At 65.0% G+C, this 19,451-nt stretch carries 18 protein-coding genes; 8 read left to right on the forward strand and 10 right to left on the reverse strand.

Annotated elements, in window-relative coordinates; genetic code table 11:
• Positions 1-327 precede the first annotated feature (327 nt).
• The 3 genes from EN804_RS27220 (at position 328) to msrA (ending at position 2,422) form a co-directional block, all read left to right on the forward strand.
• A complete protein-coding gene (locus EN804_RS27220; RefSeq protein WP_127276452.1) occupies positions 328-1,032 on the forward strand; it encodes a DUF1223 domain-containing protein in 705 nt (234 codons plus the stop codon).
• A gap of 113 nt (positions 1,033-1,145) precedes the next feature.
• Positions 1,146-1,463 carry a hypothetical protein gene (locus EN804_RS27225; protein WP_135918013.1) on the forward strand — a complete coding sequence of 106 codons (318 nt, stop codon included), beginning with the start codon at positions 1,146-1,148 and terminating at the stop codon, positions 1,461-1,463.
• A 233-nt stretch (positions 1,464-1,696) separates the two neighbouring features.
• On the forward strand, positions 1,697-2,422 hold the full coding sequence (gene msrA / locus EN804_RS27230; protein WP_135918012.1) for a peptide-methionine (S)-S-oxide reductase MsrA: 726 nt from the start codon (positions 1,697-1,699) through the stop codon (positions 2,420-2,422).
• Between the two features lie 166 nt (positions 2,423-2,588).
• On the opposite strand, the gene EN804_RS27235 is transcribed toward msrA, so the two are convergent.
• The 3 genes from EN804_RS27235 to EN804_RS27245 all read right to left on the reverse strand — a co-directional run bounded on the left by EN804_RS27235 (position 2,589) and on the right by EN804_RS27245 (position 3,682).
• Complete coding sequence (locus tag EN804_RS27235; RefSeq protein WP_127871052.1) at positions 2,589-3,089, reverse strand: hypothetical protein; 501 nt, start codon at positions 3,087-3,089, stop codon at positions 2,589-2,591.
• A 76-nt stretch (positions 3,090-3,165) separates the two neighbouring features.
• Positions 3,166-3,432, reverse strand: coding sequence for a hypothetical protein (locus EN804_RS27240; RefSeq protein ID WP_135918010.1), 267 nt, complete (start codon positions 3,430-3,432; stop codon positions 3,166-3,168).
• Positions 3,407-3,682, reverse strand: coding sequence for a DUF4242 domain-containing protein (locus EN804_RS27245; protein ID WP_135918009.1), 276 nt, complete (start codon positions 3,680-3,682; stop codon positions 3,407-3,409). Before EN804_RS27245 ends, EN804_RS27240 begins: the two co-directional genes overlap by 26 nt.
• Before the next feature lie 223 nt (positions 3,683-3,905).
• Between EN804_RS27245 and EN804_RS27250 the strand changes: the two genes are divergently transcribed.
• A complete protein-coding gene (locus EN804_RS27250) occupies positions 3,906-6,494 on the forward strand; it encodes an AAA family ATPase (RefSeq protein ID WP_135921809.1) in 2,589 nt (862 codons plus the stop codon).
• A gap of 45 nt (positions 6,495-6,539) precedes the next feature.
• Here the strand turns inward: EN804_RS27250 and EN804_RS27255 are convergent, their stop codons facing one another.
• Positions 6,540-7,544 (reverse strand): cytochrome d ubiquinol oxidase subunit II, encoded by a 1,005-nt coding sequence (locus EN804_RS27255; protein ID WP_135921764.1) that lies wholly within the window; start codon positions 7,542-7,544, stop codon positions 6,540-6,542.
• Positions 7,545-7,827: 283 nt separating this feature from the next.
• On the reverse strand, positions 7,828-9,189 hold the full coding sequence (locus EN804_RS27265) for a cytochrome ubiquinol oxidase subunit I (protein ID WP_135921765.1): 1,362 nt from the start codon (positions 9,187-9,189) through the stop codon (positions 7,828-7,830).
• A gap of 295 nt (positions 9,190-9,484) precedes the next feature.
• On the opposite strand from EN804_RS27265, the gene EN804_RS27270 reads away from it, so the two are divergent.
• Together EN804_RS27270 and EN804_RS27275 are read left to right on the forward strand one after the other, a co-directional pair.
• On the forward strand, positions 9,485-10,411 hold the full coding sequence (locus EN804_RS27270) for an ABC transporter ATP-binding protein (RefSeq protein WP_135883984.1): 927 nt from the start codon (positions 9,485-9,487) through the stop codon (positions 10,409-10,411).
• The gene (locus EN804_RS27275) at positions 10,408-11,187 is read left to right on the forward strand and encodes an ABC transporter permease (protein WP_127276440.1); all 780 of its coding nucleotides are present in this window, start codon (positions 10,408-10,410) and stop codon (positions 11,185-11,187) included. Before EN804_RS27270 ends, EN804_RS27275 begins: the two co-directional genes overlap by 4 nt.
• Before the next feature lie 80 nt (positions 11,188-11,267).
• Here the strand turns inward: EN804_RS27275 and EN804_RS27280 are convergent, their stop codons facing one another.
• Positions 11,268-12,305 (reverse strand): phosphatidylglycerol lysyltransferase domain-containing protein, encoded by a 1,038-nt coding sequence (locus EN804_RS27280; RefSeq protein WP_127276438.1) that lies wholly within the window; start codon positions 12,303-12,305, stop codon positions 11,268-11,270.
• Between the two features lie 444 nt (positions 12,306-12,749).
• Here EN804_RS27280 and EN804_RS27285 point away from each other — a divergent pair, with 444 nt between their 5' ends.
• The gene (locus tag EN804_RS27285) at positions 12,750-13,934 is read left to right on the forward strand and encodes an NAD(P)/FAD-dependent oxidoreductase (RefSeq protein ID WP_135921766.1); all 1,185 of its coding nucleotides are present in this window, start codon (positions 12,750-12,752) and stop codon (positions 13,932-13,934) included.
• Here the strand turns inward: EN804_RS27285 and EN804_RS27290 are convergent.
• A complete protein-coding gene (locus EN804_RS27290) occupies positions 13,926-14,150 on the reverse strand; it encodes a hypothetical protein (RefSeq protein WP_127871061.1) in 225 nt (74 codons plus the stop codon). The genes EN804_RS27285 and EN804_RS27290 overlap by 9 nt on opposite strands.
• Positions 14,151-14,284: 134 nt before the next feature.
• On the reverse strand, positions 14,285-16,288 hold the full coding sequence (locus EN804_RS27295) for a PhoX family phosphatase (protein ID WP_135921767.1): 2,004 nt from the start codon (positions 16,286-16,288) through the stop codon (positions 14,285-14,287).
• Positions 16,289-16,564: 276 nt separating this feature from the next.
• Here EN804_RS27295 and EN804_RS37365 point away from each other — a divergent pair, with 276 nt between their 5' ends.
• Positions 16,565-17,029, forward strand: coding sequence for a hypothetical protein (locus EN804_RS37365; protein ID WP_189524582.1), 465 nt, complete (start codon positions 16,565-16,567; stop codon positions 17,027-17,029).
• Positions 17,030-17,256: 227 nt separating this feature from the next.
• On the opposite strand, the gene EN804_RS27305 is transcribed toward EN804_RS37365, so the two are convergent.
• The gene (locus EN804_RS27305; protein ID WP_127871064.1) at positions 17,257-17,919 is read right to left on the reverse strand and encodes a response regulator transcription factor; all 663 of its coding nucleotides are present in this window, start codon (positions 17,917-17,919) and stop codon (positions 17,257-17,259) included.
• Positions 17,916-19,307 (reverse strand): sensor histidine kinase, encoded by a 1,392-nt coding sequence (locus EN804_RS27310; protein WP_127278299.1) that lies wholly within the window; start codon positions 19,305-19,307, stop codon positions 17,916-17,918. The genes EN804_RS27305 and EN804_RS27310 overlap by 4 nt, the downstream gene beginning before the upstream one ends.
• Positions 19,308-19,451 lie beyond the last annotated feature (144 nt).

The following is a 19,451-nucleotide window of genomic DNA, read 5'->3' on the forward strand; positions in this document are numbered from 1 at the left end:
CCAGCTCATCCACGGTTTAAGCCACCTGAGGGGTGACGGGCTCTCGACCGCCGCCACGGATCAGGCAAGCACCTGGTCCGTGGCACCTCAACAATGCACGATTCCAAACACACAAGGGGTGTTCCAGCTTGGCAAGGACAGCACCTCGTGGCGCACCCCTCAACCGTCTCGGCGCTGCGCGCCGATCCACCTTCTCCCACAAGGGGAGAAGGAAGAGGCGCCGGCGCTCTTCAATCACAAACCGGTGAGCGTTGTAACGAAGCGGCAAGTGGCGGCGAAGTGGGGATATGACGGGCGCATCGTGGCGCCCTCCCAGGGAGCAAGCCGATGTCGCCAGTCATCTCAAGCAGGGTCCTCGCACTGTCCGGCCTCGCCGCTCTGGCGCTCGCCGCCTCGCTTGGCGCGGCGGCAGCCCAGCCGCTCAGCGTGGTCGAACTGTTCACCAGCCAGGGCTGCTCGTCCTGTCCGCCGGCCAATGCCAACCTCATCAAGGTCAAGGACCGGCCCGGCGTGCTCGCGCTGTCGTTCAACGTCACCTATTGGGACTATCTCGGCTGGAAGGACACGTTCGGCAAGCAGGAATTCACCCAGCGCCAGGTTTCCTACGAGCCGCCGCTCGGCCATGACGGGCCGTTCACGCCGCAAGTAGTGGTCAACGGCCATGCCGACGTCGTCGGCGCCGCACCCGGTGAGATCGAACATCTGATCACTGCCACGGCCAAGACCGGCGGTCCGTCGCTTTCGCTCGACGGCGGCAAGGTCGCGATCGGCGCCGGCGCGGCACCGGGCGGCAAGGCCGATGTCTGGCTGGTGCGCTACACCAAGGGTGTCGTCGAGGTGCCGGTGGCGCGCGGCGAAAACACCGGCCGCACCTTGCCGCACGCCAATGTCGTGCACGCGCTGACAAAACTCGGCAGCTGGAGCGGCGAGGCCAAGACGCTCGATCTGCCGGCAGCCTCGGGCGGCCTCAGCACCGCCGTGCTGGTGCAGTCGCCCGGCGGCGGGCCGATCCTGGCCGCCGCCGCCAACTAGATCGCGTTCGAGCAGAGATTTGCCGAGCACAGATTTGCGCCACCGCATGGGCGGCGGCGCAAGACCCCGGCCGTCCAAAAGGGCGTGCCACCAACCCCACAAGGAAACCGATCATGACCAATTTCTCCCGCCTGACGCTGCCGGCGCTCGCGCTCGCTCTGTGCTCGACCGCGCTGTTTGCCGGCGGCATCGCGCGCGCCGATGATGCCACCAATGCGATGAAACCCGCCGCCAACGCCATGAAGCCGGCCGCGGACGCCATGAAGCCGGCAACCGATGCGATGAAGCCGGCCGACCCGATGGCCACCAACTCCATGAAGCCCGCCGCCGATGCCATGAAGCCCGCCGCGGACGCGATGAAGCCCGCCGCGGACGCGATGAAACCGGCGACCGATGCCATGAAGCCGGCAACGGATGCCACCGCCAATTGAGCTTGGCGCGTGGCTGTCCCCGGCGGGCTCCCTGTCCAGCCGGGGACAGTCGCTGGAACAATCCCGGCAAAGGCTTGAAGCGGTTTTGCGTCGGGGACTACGTCAAGGCGAAAGTCCCGGCGCACGCGAATGTGAGGCGCCGCCGCAACTCGCGCATCGCGCCACCGTAGCTGATCCAATAGACTGATCCCCCAAATTACTGATCAACGGGGGAAGCCATGAGGAGTGCAACCATGACCAACACCAACAACCGTTCGGCCGGTCTTGTCCGGGGCGCGCTCGCCGCACTCGCCCTTGCCGTCGCGGGCGCCGCCTTCTGGCTGACGCCGGCCATCTCCGCCGAGGACGCGGTGAAAATCCCGCCGCCGGCAATCGACGAAAAGGCGGCCCCCGGCAGCGAAAAGGCAATCTTCGCCGGTGGCTGCTTCTGGGGCGTGCAGGGCGTGTTCCAGCACGTCAAGGGCGTCAGCAAGGCGGTTTCCGGCTATACTGGCGGCGCCAAGGACGACGCCGTCTACGAGACGGTCGGCACCGGCCGCACCGGCCATGCCGAATCCGTCGAGATCACCTATGATCCCTCCGTCGTCACCTACGGCCAGCTGCTGCAGGTCTATTTCTCGGTAGCCCACAACCCGACCCAGCTCAACTACCAGGGACCGGACTCCGGCACCCAGTACCGCTCGACGATCTTCGCCGAGAATGACGCGCAGAAGAAGATCGCGCAGAGCTACATCGTCCAGCTCGACAAGGCCAAGGTGTTTTCCGAGCCTATCGTCACCACGCTGGAAACCGGCAAGACCTTCTACCCGGCCGAAAACTACCACCAGGACTTCCTGACACTGAACCCGACCTACCCCTACATCGTCTACAACGACCTGCCCAAGGTGGCGAATTTGAAGACGCTGTTCCCGGCGCTCTACAGCGAAAAGCCGGTGCTGGTGCTGTCGGCGAGCAACTGAGTGCCTAATCTCCCCCCTTGAGGGGGAGATGGCCGCGAAGCGGCCAGAGGGGGTCGGTCCGACCGGGCTCGACCTGTTGCGACAGAAGAAGGCTAGCGCCTTACGTCCGGCGACCCCCTCTGTCACCTACGGCGACATCTCCCCCTCGAGGGGGGAGATTTTGTGCCTACATGGCCTTCATCGCATCGCACGACACATCGGGGTTCATGTCGGCAAAGGTCCCGGTCGGGTTCTTCTTCCACGCCCAGACATGCAGTTCGTAGAAAGCCCCGAGGCCGTAGCGGTTGGGTGCGCTGTTGAAGTTGAACAGCTGCCCTCCGAGCGATGCCGGACCTTTCGAGGTGATGTATTCGACGGCAACAAGCCTGAGCTTGCCGTCGGACATCGGCTCGTACATCACCGCCTCCGGCTTGGCGACATCGATCGCGTCGTCCTTCAGATAGGCGGCATTGACGTAGTGGATGCCCATCGCGCCGCCGCTGATGCCGCTGGCGCATGCGATCGGCGCGTAGCCTTCGGCGGTCGCCATCGCCACATTCTCGAAGCGGCTATTGGCCGCCCGCACCTTCTCGTCCAGCGCGCCGGTTTCATGGGCATTCGCCGCCGTGGCCGCGATCGACAGGATCGACAGGTTGATGAGATGTCTGGTCCACAGATGGATGTTCATTTTCTCTCCTCGTTGTTGATGCGCGCGGGAGCACCCGCTCCTCGCGGCGAAGCGGTATGGCCGGGCGTATCGGTGGCTATAACCGGGTGAAGTCCCAGTAGTGGGGCAGCTCTTCGCGCTCCGGCAGGCCGATGTCGCGCCTCAGATAGTCGCCTTCCGGTGGCCGGCGCCTGCCCGGCAAGTGCGCGGAAAGCGCCGACACGATCCGCCGCAGGCGGCGGGGCACGCCCCACGCCCGGCGATCATCTCCCAGGGCAGGCATCGCGTCGTTGGCCGGCATGTCGGGCATGCCGCCATTGCGCTGGGCGGCCGGACCTTCATGGGCGATAAAAGTAAGGGTCAAGAACCCGCACCTCCGTGATCTTGTCGACGGGCAGGGAGTTCTTCTGGGCGGTGCTGCGGATCGCCTCCGGCGAAGGCGCGTCATAGATGCAGAAACTCTGCTTCTTGTCGGGCGACACAAAGGACTGCACCCAGGTGACGCCCTTCTCGGCGTTGCGCATGATCACTCCGGCCAGTGCATCGGCGCCGGCATCGTTCATCGGCACGCTGAGGCCGGCAGGAAATGTACGTTCAACCACATAGCGGGGCATATCGAGGTTCCCTTTTCCATTGGACACGCTCGAATTGAGCGCGGCTGGACATGATCACGCCTGTCAACGGCGCGCATCGGAACCTTTCCCTATGTTTGGCGGGACGATTCCCCATGTTAACGGCGTTTAGTCCAGGAGCCACACAGCAGATACCGAGCCCGGATACCCTGGCGGTCGAGTTGGGGCGCGGCGGCCGCAACCAGGATCACGTGAGCCGATGACCATGCTTCTGGAACGGCAGACACAGCTGGCGCAATTGGACGGCTTGCTGGCACAGGCCGGCCGCGGCCGCGGTCACGTGGCGGCGTTGTCGGGCGAAGCGGGCGCCGGCAAGTCGGCGCTTGTCGAGGCCTTCATCGGCGAAGCCGGTGCGCGGGCCCGCATCTTGCGCAGCGCCTGCGAAGACCTGTCGATTCCCGATCCGCTCGGGCCGCTCTACGACCTTGCGCGAGAGGCGCAATGGGCAATGCCGCAAGCCGTCGACGCGCGGCGGGGAGAGCGGCTGCCGCTGTTTTCCGACGCGCTGGACGTCTTCGACGCGACAGCGGGCGCGACCATTCTGGTGATCGAGGATTTGCACTGGGCCGATGACGCGACGCTCGACTTCGTCCGCTTTCTCGGCCGCCGCATCGCCAACACCCACATCCTGCTGCTTTTGACGGCGCGCACGGACCGCAGCGAGGGCCAGATGCGCGTGCGCCGCGCGCTGGGCGAAATCCCGGCCGCAAGCGTCGCACGCATCGACGTGCCGCTTTTGAGCGAGGCGGCGGTGCTGTCGCTCGCCGGCGCCGCCGGCCGTGACGGCGATGCCATCTACCGGGCGACCGCCGGCAACGCCTTTTTCGTCACCGAACTGTTGAGCTGCGAATGCGAAACGGCATTGCCGGCCAGCGTGCGCGACGCGGTGCTGGCGCGCGCCGAACGTCTGTCGGCCGGTGCCCGCTCGATGCTCGACGCCGTCTCGGTATTTCCCAGGCGCGCCGACGCCTGGGCGCTGGCGGGCCTGTGCGGCGTGGCCAGTGCCGGCCAGCTCGCGGAATGCGTCTCCAACGGTTTGCTGGACGATCTGGGCGACGCCTATGCGTTTCGCCACGAGATCGCCCGCCACGCCATCGAGACGATGCTGACGACCAGCCACCGACGGGCGTTCAACCAGCGCGCGCTGTCGGCGCTGCTCGAAAGGGGCGACGTCGCCACCGCGCGGCTGGTCCATCACGCGGTGGAGGCGCACAATCTGGAGACGGTGCGCGAACTGGCGCCGGTCGCGGCGCGCGAGGCCTCCCGCGTTGGCGCCCATCGCGACGCCACCGGCTATTATGAGGTCGCCTTGCGCCAGGCCGACACTTTGCCCGCGCAAGAGCGCGCCGGGCTTTACGAGCAATATGCCTTCGAGTGCCATTTGATCGCGCGCATCGACGACGCCATCGAGGCGCAGGAGAAGGCGCGCGCATTGCAGCAGGCGCTCGGCAACGGTCTGAAAGAAGGCGACAGCCTCAGATGGCTGTCCCGCTTCGCCTATCTCCTGGGCGACCGGCAGGCCGCCGACCGGTTCGGCGCCCAGGCGGTCGCGTTGCTGGAGAGCGTTGGGCCAAGTGCCGAGCTTGCCATGGCCTATTCGAACCTTTCGCAGCTGGCGATGCTGGCCGAGAGACTGCACGAAGCGTTGTCGCTGGGCTCCAGGGCGATGGAGCTCGCCGAACGGTTGAACCGGCCGGATGTCGTCTGCCACGCCCTCAACAATGTCGGCGCCGCCGAGCAGTGGCTGGATCTGGCCAGCAGCCGGCGGCATCTTGCCCGCAGCCTCGAAATCGCGCTGCAGAAGAATTTTCAGGAGCACGCGGCACGCGCCTTCACCAACTGCGCTTGTGGCGGCATGAACCAGCTCGACTATCGCGAGGCCCAATCCTTCCTCGATCGCGGCATCGATTACTGCGTCGAGAACGATCTGGCGACATGGCGCGACTATATGCACGGCGTGCGCGCGCAATTGCGGCTGCGTCAGGGATGCTGGGATGAGGCGGCTTCCGAGGCGCTGGATGTGATTGGCAACGATCAGGCCACGGCCCTGGTGCGCTATCCCGCTTTGGTGGCGCTGGCGAAACTGCGCCTTCGGCGCGGCGACCCATCGGCCGAGCCGCTTTTGGCGGAGATGAAGCGGTTCCTGGAAAAGGGCATCGAGCTGCAGCGGCTGCTGCCCTACGCGGCGGTGGTTGCCGAACAGGCCTGGCTCGGGCAGGCGGACAAGCACGAGGCGCTGCGGCTCATCGGGCTTGCCGAAGGCCTGTCACCGACGCGGGCCGTCTTTGCCGAACTGGCCGTCTGGCGGCGAATGCTGGTACCGGATGTCGATCCCGGAGACACGGCCGGCATGGCCTTGCCCTACAGGATGCTGCTCACCGGGGACTGGCGTGGCGCGGCTGCCGCCTGGGCCGAGCTCGACACGCCTTACGAACGCGCATTGGCGCTTGCCCAGGGCGACGAAGCCGCACAGCGGGTGGCGCTGGAGATATTCGAGGGGCTCGGCGCCCGGCCGGTCGCCCAGCACGTGCGCGACATCATGCGCCGAAGCGGCGTCATTCACATCGCCCGTGGCCCGCGCCGCGCCACGCGCGCCAACCGCGCCGGCCTGACCGAGCGCCAGATGGAAGTGCTGCAGCTGATCGAGCGCGGCTTGTCCAACAAGCGCATCGCCGAGCATCTCGCCATTTCGCCCAAAACGGTCGACCACCATGTCTCGGCGGTGCTGGGCAAGCTGGAAGCCGTGTCGCGCGGCGAGGCCACCGCCACCGCGCGCGACAGCGGGCTGATCTGAGCCGGCACGCTTGATCCGCCGCCCGCCCTGCTAGCAGGCAGAGCCTCAATCGTAAGTCAGATCCGTCGCCTTGCCGCCGAACACGCGGTAGGCGTAGAACGAATAGAAGATGATCACCGGCAGCACCACCACGGTGCCGGCCAGGATGATCGCCAGGCTCTCGGTGGCCGATGCCGCCTGCCAGATGGTCAGGCGATCGGGCACCACGAACGGATAGAACGACCAAGCCAGCCCGGCAAAACCGAGCGCGAAGATGGCGGCGAGCGTCAGGAACGGCGTCAGCGAATGGCGGTCGTCGGGCCTCGGCAGGTGGAAGGTCTGCCGCCACAGCCAGAGGAACAGCAGCGCCGACAGGATCGGCAGCGGCGACAGATAGAGCATCTGCGGCCAGACGAACCATTTGTCGAAGATGCGCGGGCTGGCGAAGGGCGTCGCCAGCGACACCGCGGCCATGCCGAGCGCGGTCAGCACCAGTGCCGTGCGCAGCCAGCGCACCGCCTTCTTCTGCAACTCGCCTTCGGCCTTGTAGATCACCCAGGCAGCGCCCATCGCCGCGTAGGCGGCGGCCAGGCAGAACGCCACCAGCACGCCGAACGCCATGCCGCCCGGCCCGACATCGAGGCCGAGCACGTAGACACCCAGCATGTAGCCCTGCGCCAGCGACGCGGTGATCGAGCCGAGGAAGAAGATGCGGTTCCAGCGGTGCTTGCGGCCGGCCGGCACCTTGGCGCGGAAATCGAAGGCGACGCCGCGCAGGATCAGCCCGACCAAAAGCACGAAGACGGGAATGTAGAGCGCCGTCAGGATGACGCCATGCGCCAGCGGAAAGGCGACCAGAAGCAGGCCGACGGCCAGCACCAGCCAGGTCTCGTTGGCGTCCCAGAACGGGCCGATCGCCGCGATCATCGTGTCCTGCTCGGTGTCCTCGGCGGCGGCGAACAGGATGCCGATGCCGAGGTCGAACCCGTCGAGAATGACATAGATCAGGATGGCGAGGCCCATCAGGCCGGCGAAGATGAGGGGGAGCAGGGTTGGCCAGTCGTAGGTCATCGGGATATCTCCCAGCCGCGATGGGCCGGGTGCACGGCCTTACCGCTTGAAGCGATCGATTCAAATCGATTGTCGGGGTTGGCGCCGCCCCTCATCGCCCTGCCGGGCACTTCTCCCCGTATAGTGACGGGGAGAAGGGGGCTGGCCGCAACGCCGGCACCCCTCCAGCAACGCTGACGAGAAGCGAAACCGGCGACGACAGCGCCCCTCTCCCCGTCACTATACGGGGAGAGGATGCCGGCAGGCGGGTGAGGGGCGGCGCGGACCTGCGATGAAAGCATGCTCACTCCCCCGCCGCCGGTTGCGACATGGCCGTCTTCATCACGCCCGGCAGCGGCGATGAATCGCCATCCTTGGCCGCCTTCAGCGCCAGGTGCAGAAGCACGCCGAGATAGGCGATCAGCAAAAGCAGGTAGAGCAGGAGATAGATGGCGAGCGTCAGCGCGACATGGCTGCCGGCCACCGGACCGACGGCGTCGGCGGTCTTCAGCACGCCGGTCACCAGCCAGGGCTGGCGGCCGATCTCGGTCGTGTACCAGCCGGCCAGTGTCGCCAGCCAGCCCGACAGCGCCATCGGCACCATCAGCAGGGCGAGCGGCCTGGGCAGCGAATGCCGGCGCTTGAGGAAGAAGGCGGCCGACCACGAGACGGCGAGCATCAAAAGCCCGGTGCCGACCATGATGCGGAAGCTCCAGAAGAGCGGAAAGACCGGCGGGTGGTTGCCGGGGTAGTCGTTCAGCCCTGGCACCACGCCGTCGGTGCCGTGCCGCAGGATAAGGCTGGCCCCATCCGGAATCGCGACCTCGAATCTGTTTTCCTTCGCCGCCTCGTCGGGCAGCGCGAACAGCACCAGCGGCACGTTGGGGCCGGTGTTCCAGTTGGCCTCCATGGCCGCGATCTTCTGCGGCTGGTGTTCCAGCGTGTTGAGCCCATGCTGGTCGCCGGCCAGGATCTGGATCGGGATCAGGATGGCGGCGGTGAAGACGCCGGTGCGCAGCGCCTTCCACATCGATTCCGAACGGTCGCCCCTGAGGTGGCGCAGCGCCGACAGGCCAGCGATCAGGAACGAGACCGTAAGCCCCGAGGCGAGCAGCATGTGCACCAGCCGGTAGGGCATGGACGGGTTGAAGACGATGGCCCACCAGTCGACGGCATGTGCCACGCCATCGCGCATCTCGAAGCCGGCCGGGGTCTGCATCCAGGAATTGAGCGCGATGATCCAGAAGGCCGACAGCGTGGTACCGCCGGCGACCAGCACCGTCGCCAGCGTGTGGACGCGGTTGGAAACGCGACGGAAGCCGAACAGCATGATGCCGAGGAAGGCCGCTTCGAGGAAGAAGGCGGTGAGGATCTCGTAGGCGAGCAGCGGTCCGGCGATGTTGCCGACATGCTCCATGTAGCCCGGCCAGTTGGTGCCGAACTGGAAGCTCATGGTGACGCCCGAAACCACGCCCATGGCAAAGGACAACGCGAACACCTTCACCCAGGTGAAATAGGCGCGCATCCAGGCGGAATCATTGGTCGCGTTGTAACGCAGCTTGAAGAACAGCAGCACCCAGCCAAGGGCAATGGTGATCGTCGGAAACAGGATATGAAACGAGATATTCGCGCCGAACTGCATGCGCGAGAGAATAAGCGGGTCCATGGCGGGCTCCGGCTGCTTAGTATTTCGACGCAACTCCGGGCAGAAAACCTCTTTACACTTTTCCTGGAATTGCTCCAATACTGGCGAAGGATAAGCCCGAAGCGGGGGCAGGTCAAAGCGGCGTCCTGCCGCGAGGCTGAACGCCACAGGACAATTTTACCGGATGCAGGCGATCTGTCTTCAGGCTGCCCGCGCCCCGGTGTCGAGAACTGGCAGCAGCGGCATTCACTTGCGGTTGCACCGGGCGACAACAGGCCTATATGAAGTCACCTCTTTCAGGCAGCCGTTTTCAACCATGCCCTCCATTCTGTCCATTTCCGGGGTCTCCAAGACCTACGCCACCGGCTTCACCGCGCTCAAGGAAGTCAATCTCGATATCCAGCGGGGCGAGATTTTCGCCCTGCTCGGCCCCAACGGCGCCGGCAAGACGACGCTGATCTCGATCGTCTGCGGCATCGTCAACCGCTCGTCGGGTACCGTCCGCGTCGACGGCCACGACATCAACAAGGACTATCGCGCCGCGCGCAGCCTGATCGGGTTGGTGCCGCAGGAACTCACCATCGACGCCTTCGAGAGCGTCTGGGCAACGGTCAATTACAGCCGCGGCCTGTTCGGCAAGCCGGCCAATCCGGCCTTTGTCGAGAAGGTGCTGCGCGATCTGTCGCTGTGGGACAAGAAGGACGCCAAGGCGATCACCCTGTCGGGCGGCATGAAGCGGCGGTTGATGATCGCCAAGGCGCTGTCGCACGAGCCGCGCATCCTGTTCCTCGACGAGCCGACCGCCGGCGTCGACGTCGAGCTGCGCCAGGACATGTGGGAGATGGTGCGCCGGTTGCGCGAGGACGGCGTCACCATCATCCTCACCACGCACTATATCGAGGAAGCCGAGGCCATGGCCGACCGCGTCGGCGTCATCAACCGCGGCGAAATCATCCTGGTCGAAGGCAAGGCCGAACTGATGCGCAAGCTCGGCCGCAAGCAGATGACGGCGGAGCTGCGCGCGCCGCTCGCCAGCGTGCCCGACGGGCTCTCGCACTACGCGCTCGAACTGTCGCCGGACGGCACCCAACTCACCTACACCTATGACAACCAGAGCGACCGGCCGGGCGTCGCCTCGCTGATCAGGGATCTCGAGGCGGCCGGCATCCAGTTCCGCGATCTCGACACCAAGAACAGCTCGCTCGAAGAGATCTTCGTCAATCTCCTGAGGCAAGAGCCATGAACCTGCGTGCGGCCCCTAATTTTCGCGCGGTATGGGCGATCTACCGGGTCGAGATGGCGCGTGCGTTCCGCACCGTGCTGCAGAGCATCATCTCGCCGGTCATCTCGACATCGCTCTATTTCGTCGTCTTCGGCTCGGCCATTGGCTCGCGCATCACCGAGATCGACGGCATCAGCTACGGCGCCTTCATCGTGCCGGGACTGATCATGCTGTCACTCTTGACGCAGTCGATCTCTAACGCCTCCTTCGCCATCTATTTCCCGAAATTCGTCGGCTCGATCTACGAACTTTTGTCAGCTCCGGTCTCCTATCTGGAGATCGTCATCGCCTATGTCGGTGGGGCAGCGACCAAGTCGATCATCCTCGGCCTGATCATCCTGGCGACGGCTTCGCTGTTCGTGCCGCTACAGATCGAGCATCCGTTCTGGATGCTCGCCTTCCTGATCCTGACGGCGGTCACCTTCAGCCTGTTCGGCTTCATCATCGGCATCTGGGCGAAAAGCTTCGAGCAGCTGCAGTTGGTGCCACTGCTGATCGTCACCCCGCTGACCTTCCTCGGCGGCAGTTTCTATTCGATCCACATGCTGCCAGGCATCTGGAAGACGATTACGCTGTTCAACCCGGTGGTCTACCTGATCAGCGGCTTTCGCTGGAGTTTCTACGGCAAGGCCGACGTCTCGGTCGGCATCAGCCTCGGCATGACGCTGGTGTTCCTGGCCGCCTGCATCGCGATCGTCGCCTGGATCTTCCGGACCGGCTACCGGCTGCGCAACTGATCGGCTGAAGGCGTCCTGAGCCGCAGCCGAGATTTGTGAGATTCAGCGCAGGCCGGCCCTCACCTGAATATCGGCGGATCTCAGATGGCCTTGACCAGCCGCAGCAGCCCCAGCATCTCGATGTAGGCCCCCTCGCGAAAGGCGATATAGACCGGCTCCTCGGCGCCATGGAAGCGGCGCTTGAATGCCGCCTGTCCCTGCAGGTTGAACCTGCGGCGGTTGATCCAGGGCGAGTCGTAGGCGCGCTGGAAGGTGTTGCGCCAGAACTCGCTTTCGGCAAATCCGCTCGGGCCGACATCGACCAGCGGCGACAGGCCGAGCGTCACCACCGAAACGCCTTCCTCGCGAAAGCGGTCGACGGCGAATTTGGTCAGGCCGATCTCGGCATGCGGCGAGGCATCGATATGCTTGCGCTTGAAGGCGGTGGTGTAGCCGATCACCTTGCCGTCGGCGAACAGCGGATCGAAGTCGAGCAGGGCGACCAGGTCGCCATCGGGACCGTGCAGGACGAAACGGCGCATGTCGGTGCCGAGCTGCTCGTAAAACGGACGGTTGAGAAAACCCATCTCCCAGCGCTTGACGATACGGTCGCCGCGCCAGTTTTGGGAGAGCCGGGAGATCTCGTCGAGATGGATCGTGCGCTTGTCCTCCTCGAACGAAAAGCCTTTCTTCAGCAGCCAGCGCTCGGAATAGCGCACGGTCTCGTTGCGCTTGCCGGAAAAATCATGGTCGGGCAGGACAAGGCGGGTGTCGATGCCCAGCCGGTTGACCTTGTAGCCGAGTCCGGCAAGGACCTGGGCGGTCTGTTCGCCGATCTGCACGAACCATGGGCCGCCGGCACGCTCGACGAAGCGTCTGATATAATCGGGCCGCTGCGCCGGCGCCGCCACCGGATCGCCGAGCGCGAAATGATGCCTCATCTTGGTGCCGAAGGCGATGTAGCCGTCGGCGTCGCCAAAATAGGAAAGCTTGCGCTGCGCGGCGGTGGAATAGGCGAGCGAGAAATCGCCATAGCGGCGCACCAGCGCCAGCCGCTCGACATGCGTCAGCGCCAGTCGCTCGACCTTGGGCGAGGCGCCCTCGAGGATGTTGTCGAAATAGATCCGCAAGGAGGGCATGGTCGAGATTCCGCGTGCCGTCTGCGGCGCCGCATGCCTTGAATGGCACGCAAGACCGCCGTGGCGCCTTGATTTCTAGCGGGAAGCCGAGTCGGTTACGGGTTCGAATTCCTGCATCGTCAGAAGAGGTCCGCCAGCCCCCGGACCTCGAATCAATCACTTTGCCGCGACCTGGTTATCGCCGATGCCGCCGATATGCCATATAGGGCTGGATGTATTCGGACAGAAGCGGGCAACCGTTTCATGTCGTGGTTTTGGCCGCGGTTGCGCGATCCGGTAGTTTTCGCCCGGCGGCGGAATGCTCCGGGGCGAGACCACGGCTCGGCGCAGGCCCATTGAAAATCGGCTTCGATTTGCCGTTCGGGCTCGGCGCGCGATCAAACTGTTACAGCGGCCTGCGAGCCTTTCGGGGTTGCCGCAAGGGCGAATGGGATTCGAGTGTGAATGGCTGACACGACACCCGGGACGATGATGGAGCAGTTGCTGGCTGTCGAGCCGGCGATCGTCATTGGCGCCGGCGCCGCGGGGCTGGCTGTCGCGCGGGCCTTGATGAAGGCCGGCGTGGCGACGGTGGTGCTGGAGAAGGAAAGCCGGCTGGCCGAGCCCTGGCGCCGGCGCCACGAACAGCTGCACCTCAACACCCACCGCGATCTCTCGGCGCTGCCCGGCCTTGCCTATCCCAAGGGTACCCCTGCCTTTCCGCACCGGGATGTCGTCATCCGCCATATGAACGATTTCCATGAGGCGAACCGTTTGCCGGTGGAGTTTGGCGTTTCCGTCGAGGCCATCATGTCCGGGGGCGACCACTGGATCGTGCGCACCAGCGCCGGCTCGCGCCTGGCGCGTCATGTCGTCGTCGCCACCGGCCGCGACAGGGAGCCCTACACGCCGCAATGGAAGGGCATGGAGGCGTTCAGGGGCCGGATCATCCATTCGGCCGATTTTGGCGACGCCCAGGCCTATGCGGGCAAGAAGGTGCTGGTTGTCGGCGCCGGCAATTCGGGCTTCGATGCCCTCAACCATCTGGCGGGCATCGATACCGCCGCCGTCTGGCTGTCGGCCCGCAACGGCCCCGTCCTCTTGCCCAAGCGTATCGGCAAGATCGCCGTGCATCGCCTCTCGCCGCTCATGGCGCGCTTGCCGCTGCGCGTCGCCGACGCGGTCATGGCGGTGACGCAGCGCCTGGTTTTCGGCGATCTCACCAAATTCGGCATGCCGCGGGCACCTGCCGGCGGCGCCAGCCGCCTGACTTCCGACTACACCGCGATTGCCGCCGACGATGGCGCCGTCAATGCCATCAAATCGGGCAGGATCCTGGTGGTGCCGGGGATACGCGAGTTCACCCGCGATGGCGTCATCCTGGCCAATGGCAGCTTGATCGCTCCCGACATCGTCATTGCCGCGACGGGCTACCGCACCGGGCTGGAGCGCATGGTCGGCAATCTCGGCGTGCTCGACGAGAAGGGCGTTCCGCTCTTCAACGGCGGCCAGGCCGATCCGAAACTGCCCGGCCTGTGGTTCACCGGCATGCGGCCGAGCATCCGCGGCTGCTTCGCCAATGCCGGCATATTGGCCAAGGCGATAGCCAGGCGCATCGCCGGTCCCGGCCAGCCGGGCACCTCACGCTGATTTCGGCTCCAGCCGCCGGAAGCCGACAGCCTCGGTCAGCATTTCCTCGTCGACCATGCCGGCATTGTGGAGGGCAAGCAAGGTGAGAGCCAATTCACGCGCCTCCGTGGATTCGGGATGCGCTTGCCGTCGGCGGCAGGCTTCATCGAAGACACGTTGCAACGTGGCCACTTCGTCAGGTTTGAGCAGGCCACGGTCGTAGATCGACTTGGGCATGGCGATGATCTCCTGATCACGATTTAGGGCGCCATGTGTAAATTGCCAATCTTTCCCGAGGCTTGAATGCAATGCCGCGCAAAAAAGAGGGGCCGCGGATCGCCGAAGCCCCTCTTGTTTTGTCTCGCTCGACGTCAGACGCCGATCTTGCCGCCGCCCTGTTTGGTGATCGCCACGACCGCAGGCCGTACCGGCATGTCGGGCTTGAAATCGGGCCAGCGGGTCGACAGGTCCTCATAATAGGAAGGCCGGCCAAACGCGTCCCAGTCCTCACCGCCGTCGCCCGGATGCTGGACGGCGACGAAGGCGGTCTGATCGTCCGGCGTAAACAGCGGGCCGCACATCTCGGCCCCGATCGGCACCCGGAAGAACAGTTTCGAGGTCGCCCGCGCCGATCCTTCCGTGTCCACCGCCCACAGGCCATCGGTGCGGCCGGTGGCCTTCGGGCCCTGGCCGTCGGTGGCGACCCACAGGCGCCCGGCCGAATCGATCGCGCAATTGTCGGGCATGCCGAACCAGCCATTGGCCGTCGTCGCGGTGGAGAAGGTGGCGCCGACATCGGCCACCGACGGGTCGCCGCATTTCAGCAGCACTTCCCACTTGCCCTTTGTGGCGGCGAAATCGCCGCCGTCCTCGACGATCTCGATGATGTGGCCGAAGGCATTCCCGGCGCGCGGGTTGGCGGCGTCGACCTGATCGGCCTTGCGCTTGGAATTGTTGGTCAGCATGACATAGACCTTGCCGTTGCCGGCATTGGGCTGGATGTCTTCGGGCCGATCCATCTTGGTGGCGCCAAGCAGGTCGGCGGCGCGGCGCGTCTCGATCAGCACGTCGGCCTGGCCGGCAAAGCCGTTTTCCGCCGTCAGCGGACCCTGGCCGAACACGATAGGCATCCATTCGACCGAGCCGTCCTCGGCGAATCTGGCGACATGCAGTGTGCCGTCGTCGAGCAGGTCCTTGTTGGCCGCGCGGTCTCCGGCATTGAACATGCCCTTGGTGACGAATTTGTAGACATAGTCGAAGCGCTCGTCGTCGCCGAGATAGAAGACGACGCGGCCGTCCTTGGCGACGATCGATTCGGCGCCCTCATGCTTGAAGCGGCCCATGGCGGTGCGCTTGCGCGGCACCGAATCCGGGTCGTTGACATCGACCTCGACGATCCAGCCGAATCGGTTGGGCTCGTTCGGCTCCTTGGCCAGGTTGAAGCGGTCGTAATGCGCGCCCCATTCATAGGCGCCTTCCGGGATGCCGAGGCGCTTGTAGTTGGCGGCTTCCTTGTGGCCTTCCGGCAGCTCGCCGGAGAAATAGCCATGGATGTTCTCCTCGGCCATCACATAGGTGCCCCAGGGCGTGACGCCGCCGGCGCAGTTGTTGATCGTGCCGAGGACTTTCGTTCCGGACGGATCGGCATTGGTCTTGACGCGGTCATGGCCCGCGACCGGGCCGGACAGCGTCATCTCGGTGCTGGAGGTGATGCGGCGGTTGAGCTTGCCGTCACGCACAACCTGCCATTTGCCGCCGTCCTTGCGGATCTCGACGATGGTGCCGCCATGCGCGGCCATCTCGACATCGACCTGCTCCTTCGAGAGCGGCGCCACCTCGGCCGCCTTCTTGCCGTCCTTCTCGACGATCTTGACGATACCCGGGAACATCAGATGCGGGTTGGTGTATTCGTGGTTGACCACCAGCAGGCCATGTTCCGCCGAGCCATCGATCGCGATGTAGCCGACATAGTCGTTGTTGTAGCCGAACTGCCTGGCCTGGGCTTGTGCCGACTGCTTGGTCGGATCGAATTCCGGCGAATCGGCAAACAGCGGATCGCCCCAGCGAAGCAACACATCGGCGTCGTAGCCCGGCGCGACATGGTGCTTGTCGTCGATGCCGGCCTCCAACTCGTCGAACTTGAAGGCCGAGCTTTCCGCGGCGCGGGCATCGTCGGCGGCGATCATCGCCAGCGGGCTGACGGTGGCGGCGATCGCCGAGACGGCAAGCGAACCCTTGAGGAAGCCCCGGCGCGAAAACCGCGCGGCGATGATCTCGCCCATCGTGCGGTTTTCGCTGGGATTGTTGGCCGGGCCTTCGTTTTCCTCGAGCAGGCTGGTGCGGAATCGGGCGTCGGGGGAGCAATGTTCGGTCATGAGAGCCTCTGGCTGGATTGGCTGGAGCTTGTTTCCTGATCGACCGCCTTACAGTCGGCCGATCACATTTTCGTGACAAGGTATCGGCGCTGCCGCGGCCTCACGACGCCATTTTTCACGCCGGACCTCGGACTTTAGTCCAGTCTTGCGCCTGCAAAGGTCCTGGGAGACAAACGCAACGGTCGGAGGTCGCTTCCGGTCACCACGTGTTTCGGCGATGTTGGTTGCACTGCAACGTTGGGGTGGGTGCACCGGCTCAATCGACGGAGTTCAGGGATGCACGGATCGATAACGGCCCGTTGTTGCCGGCTGGCTTTCGGATCGGCTGCGCTTCTGGCGCTGACCATCGCTCCCTATGGAATTGCCTTTCATGGCTTCGTGCCTGGAATCGAGGCCGCGACCGCGCTCGCCAAGGGTGGCGGCGGTGGTGGTGGCGGTGGCGGCGGCAGCAATGGAAACGGCAACGGCGGCGGCAACAATGGAAACGGCAACGGAAATGGCGCTGACAACGGTGGCGGAAATTCGGGGTCCGGCAAGGGCCAGGCCGGGAAGAGCAGCCATGTCAACGCCACCACTGGCGACGAGGTCGACGTGGACGGCAACAAGATTACGGTTCACCACCCCGACGGCTTAACGGAAAAGATCGAGAACGGCCGTTTCAGGATGAAGGATGCGCTCGACCGCACGATCATCGACCGCCCGGCCACACCGGCCGATGTCAGCCGCCTCAAGGCCCTCTGAACCTTGGCCTTCTGAAATCTCGGCCTTCTGAAATCTAGGCCTTGTGAAGCTGGTCAACAGGCAACGACCGGCTTCACACGTCACCTCCGCCGCCCCCCGGCGGAGGTGACCTCGTTTTCGCGCTGTGTTCCAATGCTGCGATGACTTGGAGAATTCCAGGGAAAGCACGTAGCGCTTTCCCTGGCTGCGTTGCCGTAAGTCGGCGATTCCAACGACGCCGAACCGCTCTATGAGAAGTCCCTCTCGCGGTCGCGAAACTCGCGCATCATGAGGGCAGCCTCGGTGCGGTTCCGCACGCTGAGTTTCGAGAGCACCCCCGTCATGTGGTGCTTGACGGTCTTCTCCTGCAGCTCCAGGCGCAAGGCAACTTCCTTGTTGCTCAGTCCTTCCGCCACCAGCCGCAGGATTTCGGTCTGTCGGCCGGTGAGTTGCCGCAGCCGGTCCGCCACGCCGTTGGTGGGCTGCAGGGACTGCACATCGGAAAGCAGCCGGGCCGACAACATCGGCGAAAGATAGCTTTCGCCGGCCGCCACGTTGCGCAGGATATCGGCAAGCGAGCGCGACCCGACTCCTTTGAGGATATAGCCGTGCACCCCCGCGTTCAGGGCCTTGGTCACGTCGGCATTGGCCTCCGAAACGGTCAGCATGACGATCTTCTGGGCGGGATGGTCGGCAAGGATGCTTGCAACCGCGGCCAAGCCGCCGCCGGGCATGGAAATGTCGAGCAGCAATATGTCGGGCTGCACGGTCGAGGCGATGCGTTCCGCGTCCTGCGCGGTAGCCCCTTCTCCGACCACCTCGAAGCCTCCGATCTCCGAAAGGCTGCGTGTCACACCCTCGCGGAAGAGAGGATGGTCGTCGACAATGGCGATGCGGATGGCGCCCATCATGCTTGCTCCTCGACCGAAAGACGGATCATCAATTTCGTGCCCTTCGGCCCCGTCAGGGTTTCGAACTGTCCGCCAATGCTTTCAACCCGCTCCCTAAGGCCGGCCAGCCCCAACCCTTCGGCCCGGGCCGGATCGAAGCCCGGCCCGCCATCCGACACTTCGACGAAAAGCCGGCCATTTTTCATTCCCGCACGCACCGCCTGATCCTTGCCCCGCCCGTGGCGGTAGGCATTGTTCAGCCCCTCCTGCACGAAGCGATAGATGCTGATCTTTTCAGAAGCGCCGGGCTCGGGCAAATGTTTGGGCAGCGTAAGCGTCACCGACGTGCCCGTCCGGCGCTCATGCTCCTCGACGGCCAGCCGCAACACGTCCGCCGCCGCCGCCGTTTCTATCTGCGGCAGCACCAGGCCGGTGCAGATGCCGCGTATCTCGCGCATCGCGTCCTCCAGCGTCTTGCGAATCATGGCGACCTCGGTCGAGCGGCCTTCGCTGCCATGGCCGTCGCCGGTAAACACCGGGCTGTCCATGCGCAGCGCCGCCAGGGCCACCAGCTGGGCAGGGCCGTCATGCAGGTCGGCGCCGATCCGGCGCAGGTATCGTTCGTTGAGCGCCGTGGCGCGGCGGGATGCCCGCTGCACGCGCTGCCGCAAGGCGCTGTTCTGCGTCACCAGGCCCTGCAGTTCCGACACCTGGCGGCGCAGCGCCCCGCGCTGGTCGTCGATGGTGCGGCTGGCGCGCAGGACGATGCCCGACAGAAGCAGGAATGCCGTCAAGGTGGTGCCAGCCACGATCAGCCAGCTCGACAGCAGGGCGGAAGCCAGGGTGGCCTTGAAATCGCCGGCGAGCTCGTAGAATTCGGTGACGGCGACCACGTCGCCGGACCAGGGTTCGCGCACCGGATTGTAGATTTCGAGCAACGGCACACCCGCGGCCCGCTCCTTGTCTTCGTCCTCGTCGAACGTATCGAACTGGGCCATGACGCTACCCTGGAAGGCGGAACGCAGATTTTTGTTCAGCTCGAAGCGGCGGCCGATCAAATCCGCGTCCTTCGCGTAGAGCACCGTGCCGTCGCGGCGCCAGAGCCTGAACGACGCCAGGCGTTTGCCGAGCGCGCCCTGGCCGAGTGTCTCGTCGAGCGCCTGTTTGACGGATTCGCTGAGCTCCTCGCTCTTGCGCAGGTCGGGCAGCAGCGGCGCAATCACACTGTCGACATAAAGCGCCGTCGTGGCGGCCGAATTGCGAATGACGCCGTCCCGGATCTGCGTCGTCACCCAAGTCCCCACGATCAGCATGACGACCAGCAGCCCAAAGCCGCCGGCAACGACGAATTGCAGGGCAAGGGAAAGCTCGCTCCAGCGCCGCGCCAAGTTCTGAAGAATACGAATCATGGTCCCCTGACCGCCCTTCTATCGATATGCTGGGCGATTCCAGCACATTGAGCTTCAGTCTCGCCGTTGCCAAGACCTTCGTTGCAACGACCTCGCTTGACGTCTCGGCGCGCTTCGGAAACAAGGTCCGCGATATCAGGCGAA

Origin of the sequence: Mesorhizobium sp. M8A.F.Ca.ET.161.01.1.1, from assembly GCF_004792105.1 — a bacterium.
Lineage (GTDB): Bacteria > Pseudomonadota > Alphaproteobacteria > Rhizobiales > Rhizobiaceae > Mesorhizobium.

Coding starts and splice junctions, on each gene's coding strand:
- EN804_RS27220 (WP_127276452.1), top strand. CDS start 328: ATGTCGCCAGTCATCTCAAGCAGGGTCCTCGCACTGTCCGGCCTCGCC.
- EN804_RS27265 (WP_135921765.1), bottom strand. CDS start 9,189: ATGGACCCGCTTATTCTCTCGCGCATGCAGTTCGGCGCGAATATCTCG.
- EN804_RS27255 (WP_135921764.1), bottom strand. CDS start 7,544: ATGACCTACGACTGGCCAACCCTGCTCCCCCTCATCTTCGCCGGCCTG.
- EN804_RS27290 (WP_127871061.1), bottom strand. CDS start 14,150: ATGCCCAAGTCGATCTACGACCGTGGCCTGCTCAAACCTGACGAAGTG.
- EN804_RS27275 (WP_127276440.1), top strand. CDS start 10,408: ATGAACCTGCGTGCGGCCCCTAATTTTCGCGCGGTATGGGCGATCTAC.
- EN804_RS27295 (WP_135921767.1), bottom strand. CDS start 16,288: ATGACCGAACATTGCTCCCCCGACGCCCGATTCCGCACCAGCCTGCTC.
- EN804_RS37365 (WP_189524582.1), top strand. CDS start 16,565: ATGCACGGATCGATAACGGCCCGTTGTTGCCGGCTGGCTTTCGGATCG.
- EN804_RS27285 (WP_135921766.1), top strand. CDS start 12,750: ATGGCTGACACGACACCCGGGACGATGATGGAGCAGTTGCTGGCTGTC.
- EN804_RS27225 (WP_135918013.1), top strand. CDS start 1,146: ATGACCAATTTCTCCCGCCTGACGCTGCCGGCGCTCGCGCTCGCTCTG.
- EN804_RS27270 (WP_135883984.1), top strand. CDS start 9,485: ATGCCCTCCATTCTGTCCATTTCCGGGGTCTCCAAGACCTACGCCACC.
- EN804_RS27245 (WP_135918009.1), bottom strand. CDS start 3,682: ATGCCCCGCTATGTGGTTGAACGTACATTTCCTGCCGGCCTCAGCGTG.
- EN804_RS27280 (WP_127276438.1), bottom strand. CDS start 12,305: ATGCCCTCCTTGCGGATCTATTTCGACAACATCCTCGAGGGCGCCTCG.
- EN804_RS27305 (WP_127871064.1), bottom strand. CDS start 17,919: ATGATGGGCGCCATCCGCATCGCCATTGTCGACGACCATCCTCTCTTC.
- msrA (WP_135918012.1), top strand. CDS start 1,697: ATGACCAACACCAACAACCGTTCGGCCGGTCTTGTCCGGGGCGCGCTC.
- EN804_RS27310 (WP_127278299.1), bottom strand. CDS start 19,307: ATGATTCGTATTCTTCAGAACTTGGCGCGGCGCTGGAGCGAGCTTTCC.
- EN804_RS27235 (WP_127871052.1), bottom strand. CDS start 3,089: ATGAACATCCATCTGTGGACCAGACATCTCATCAACCTGTCGATCCTG.
- EN804_RS27250 (WP_135921809.1), top strand. CDS start 3,906: ATGCTTCTGGAACGGCAGACACAGCTGGCGCAATTGGACGGCTTGCTG.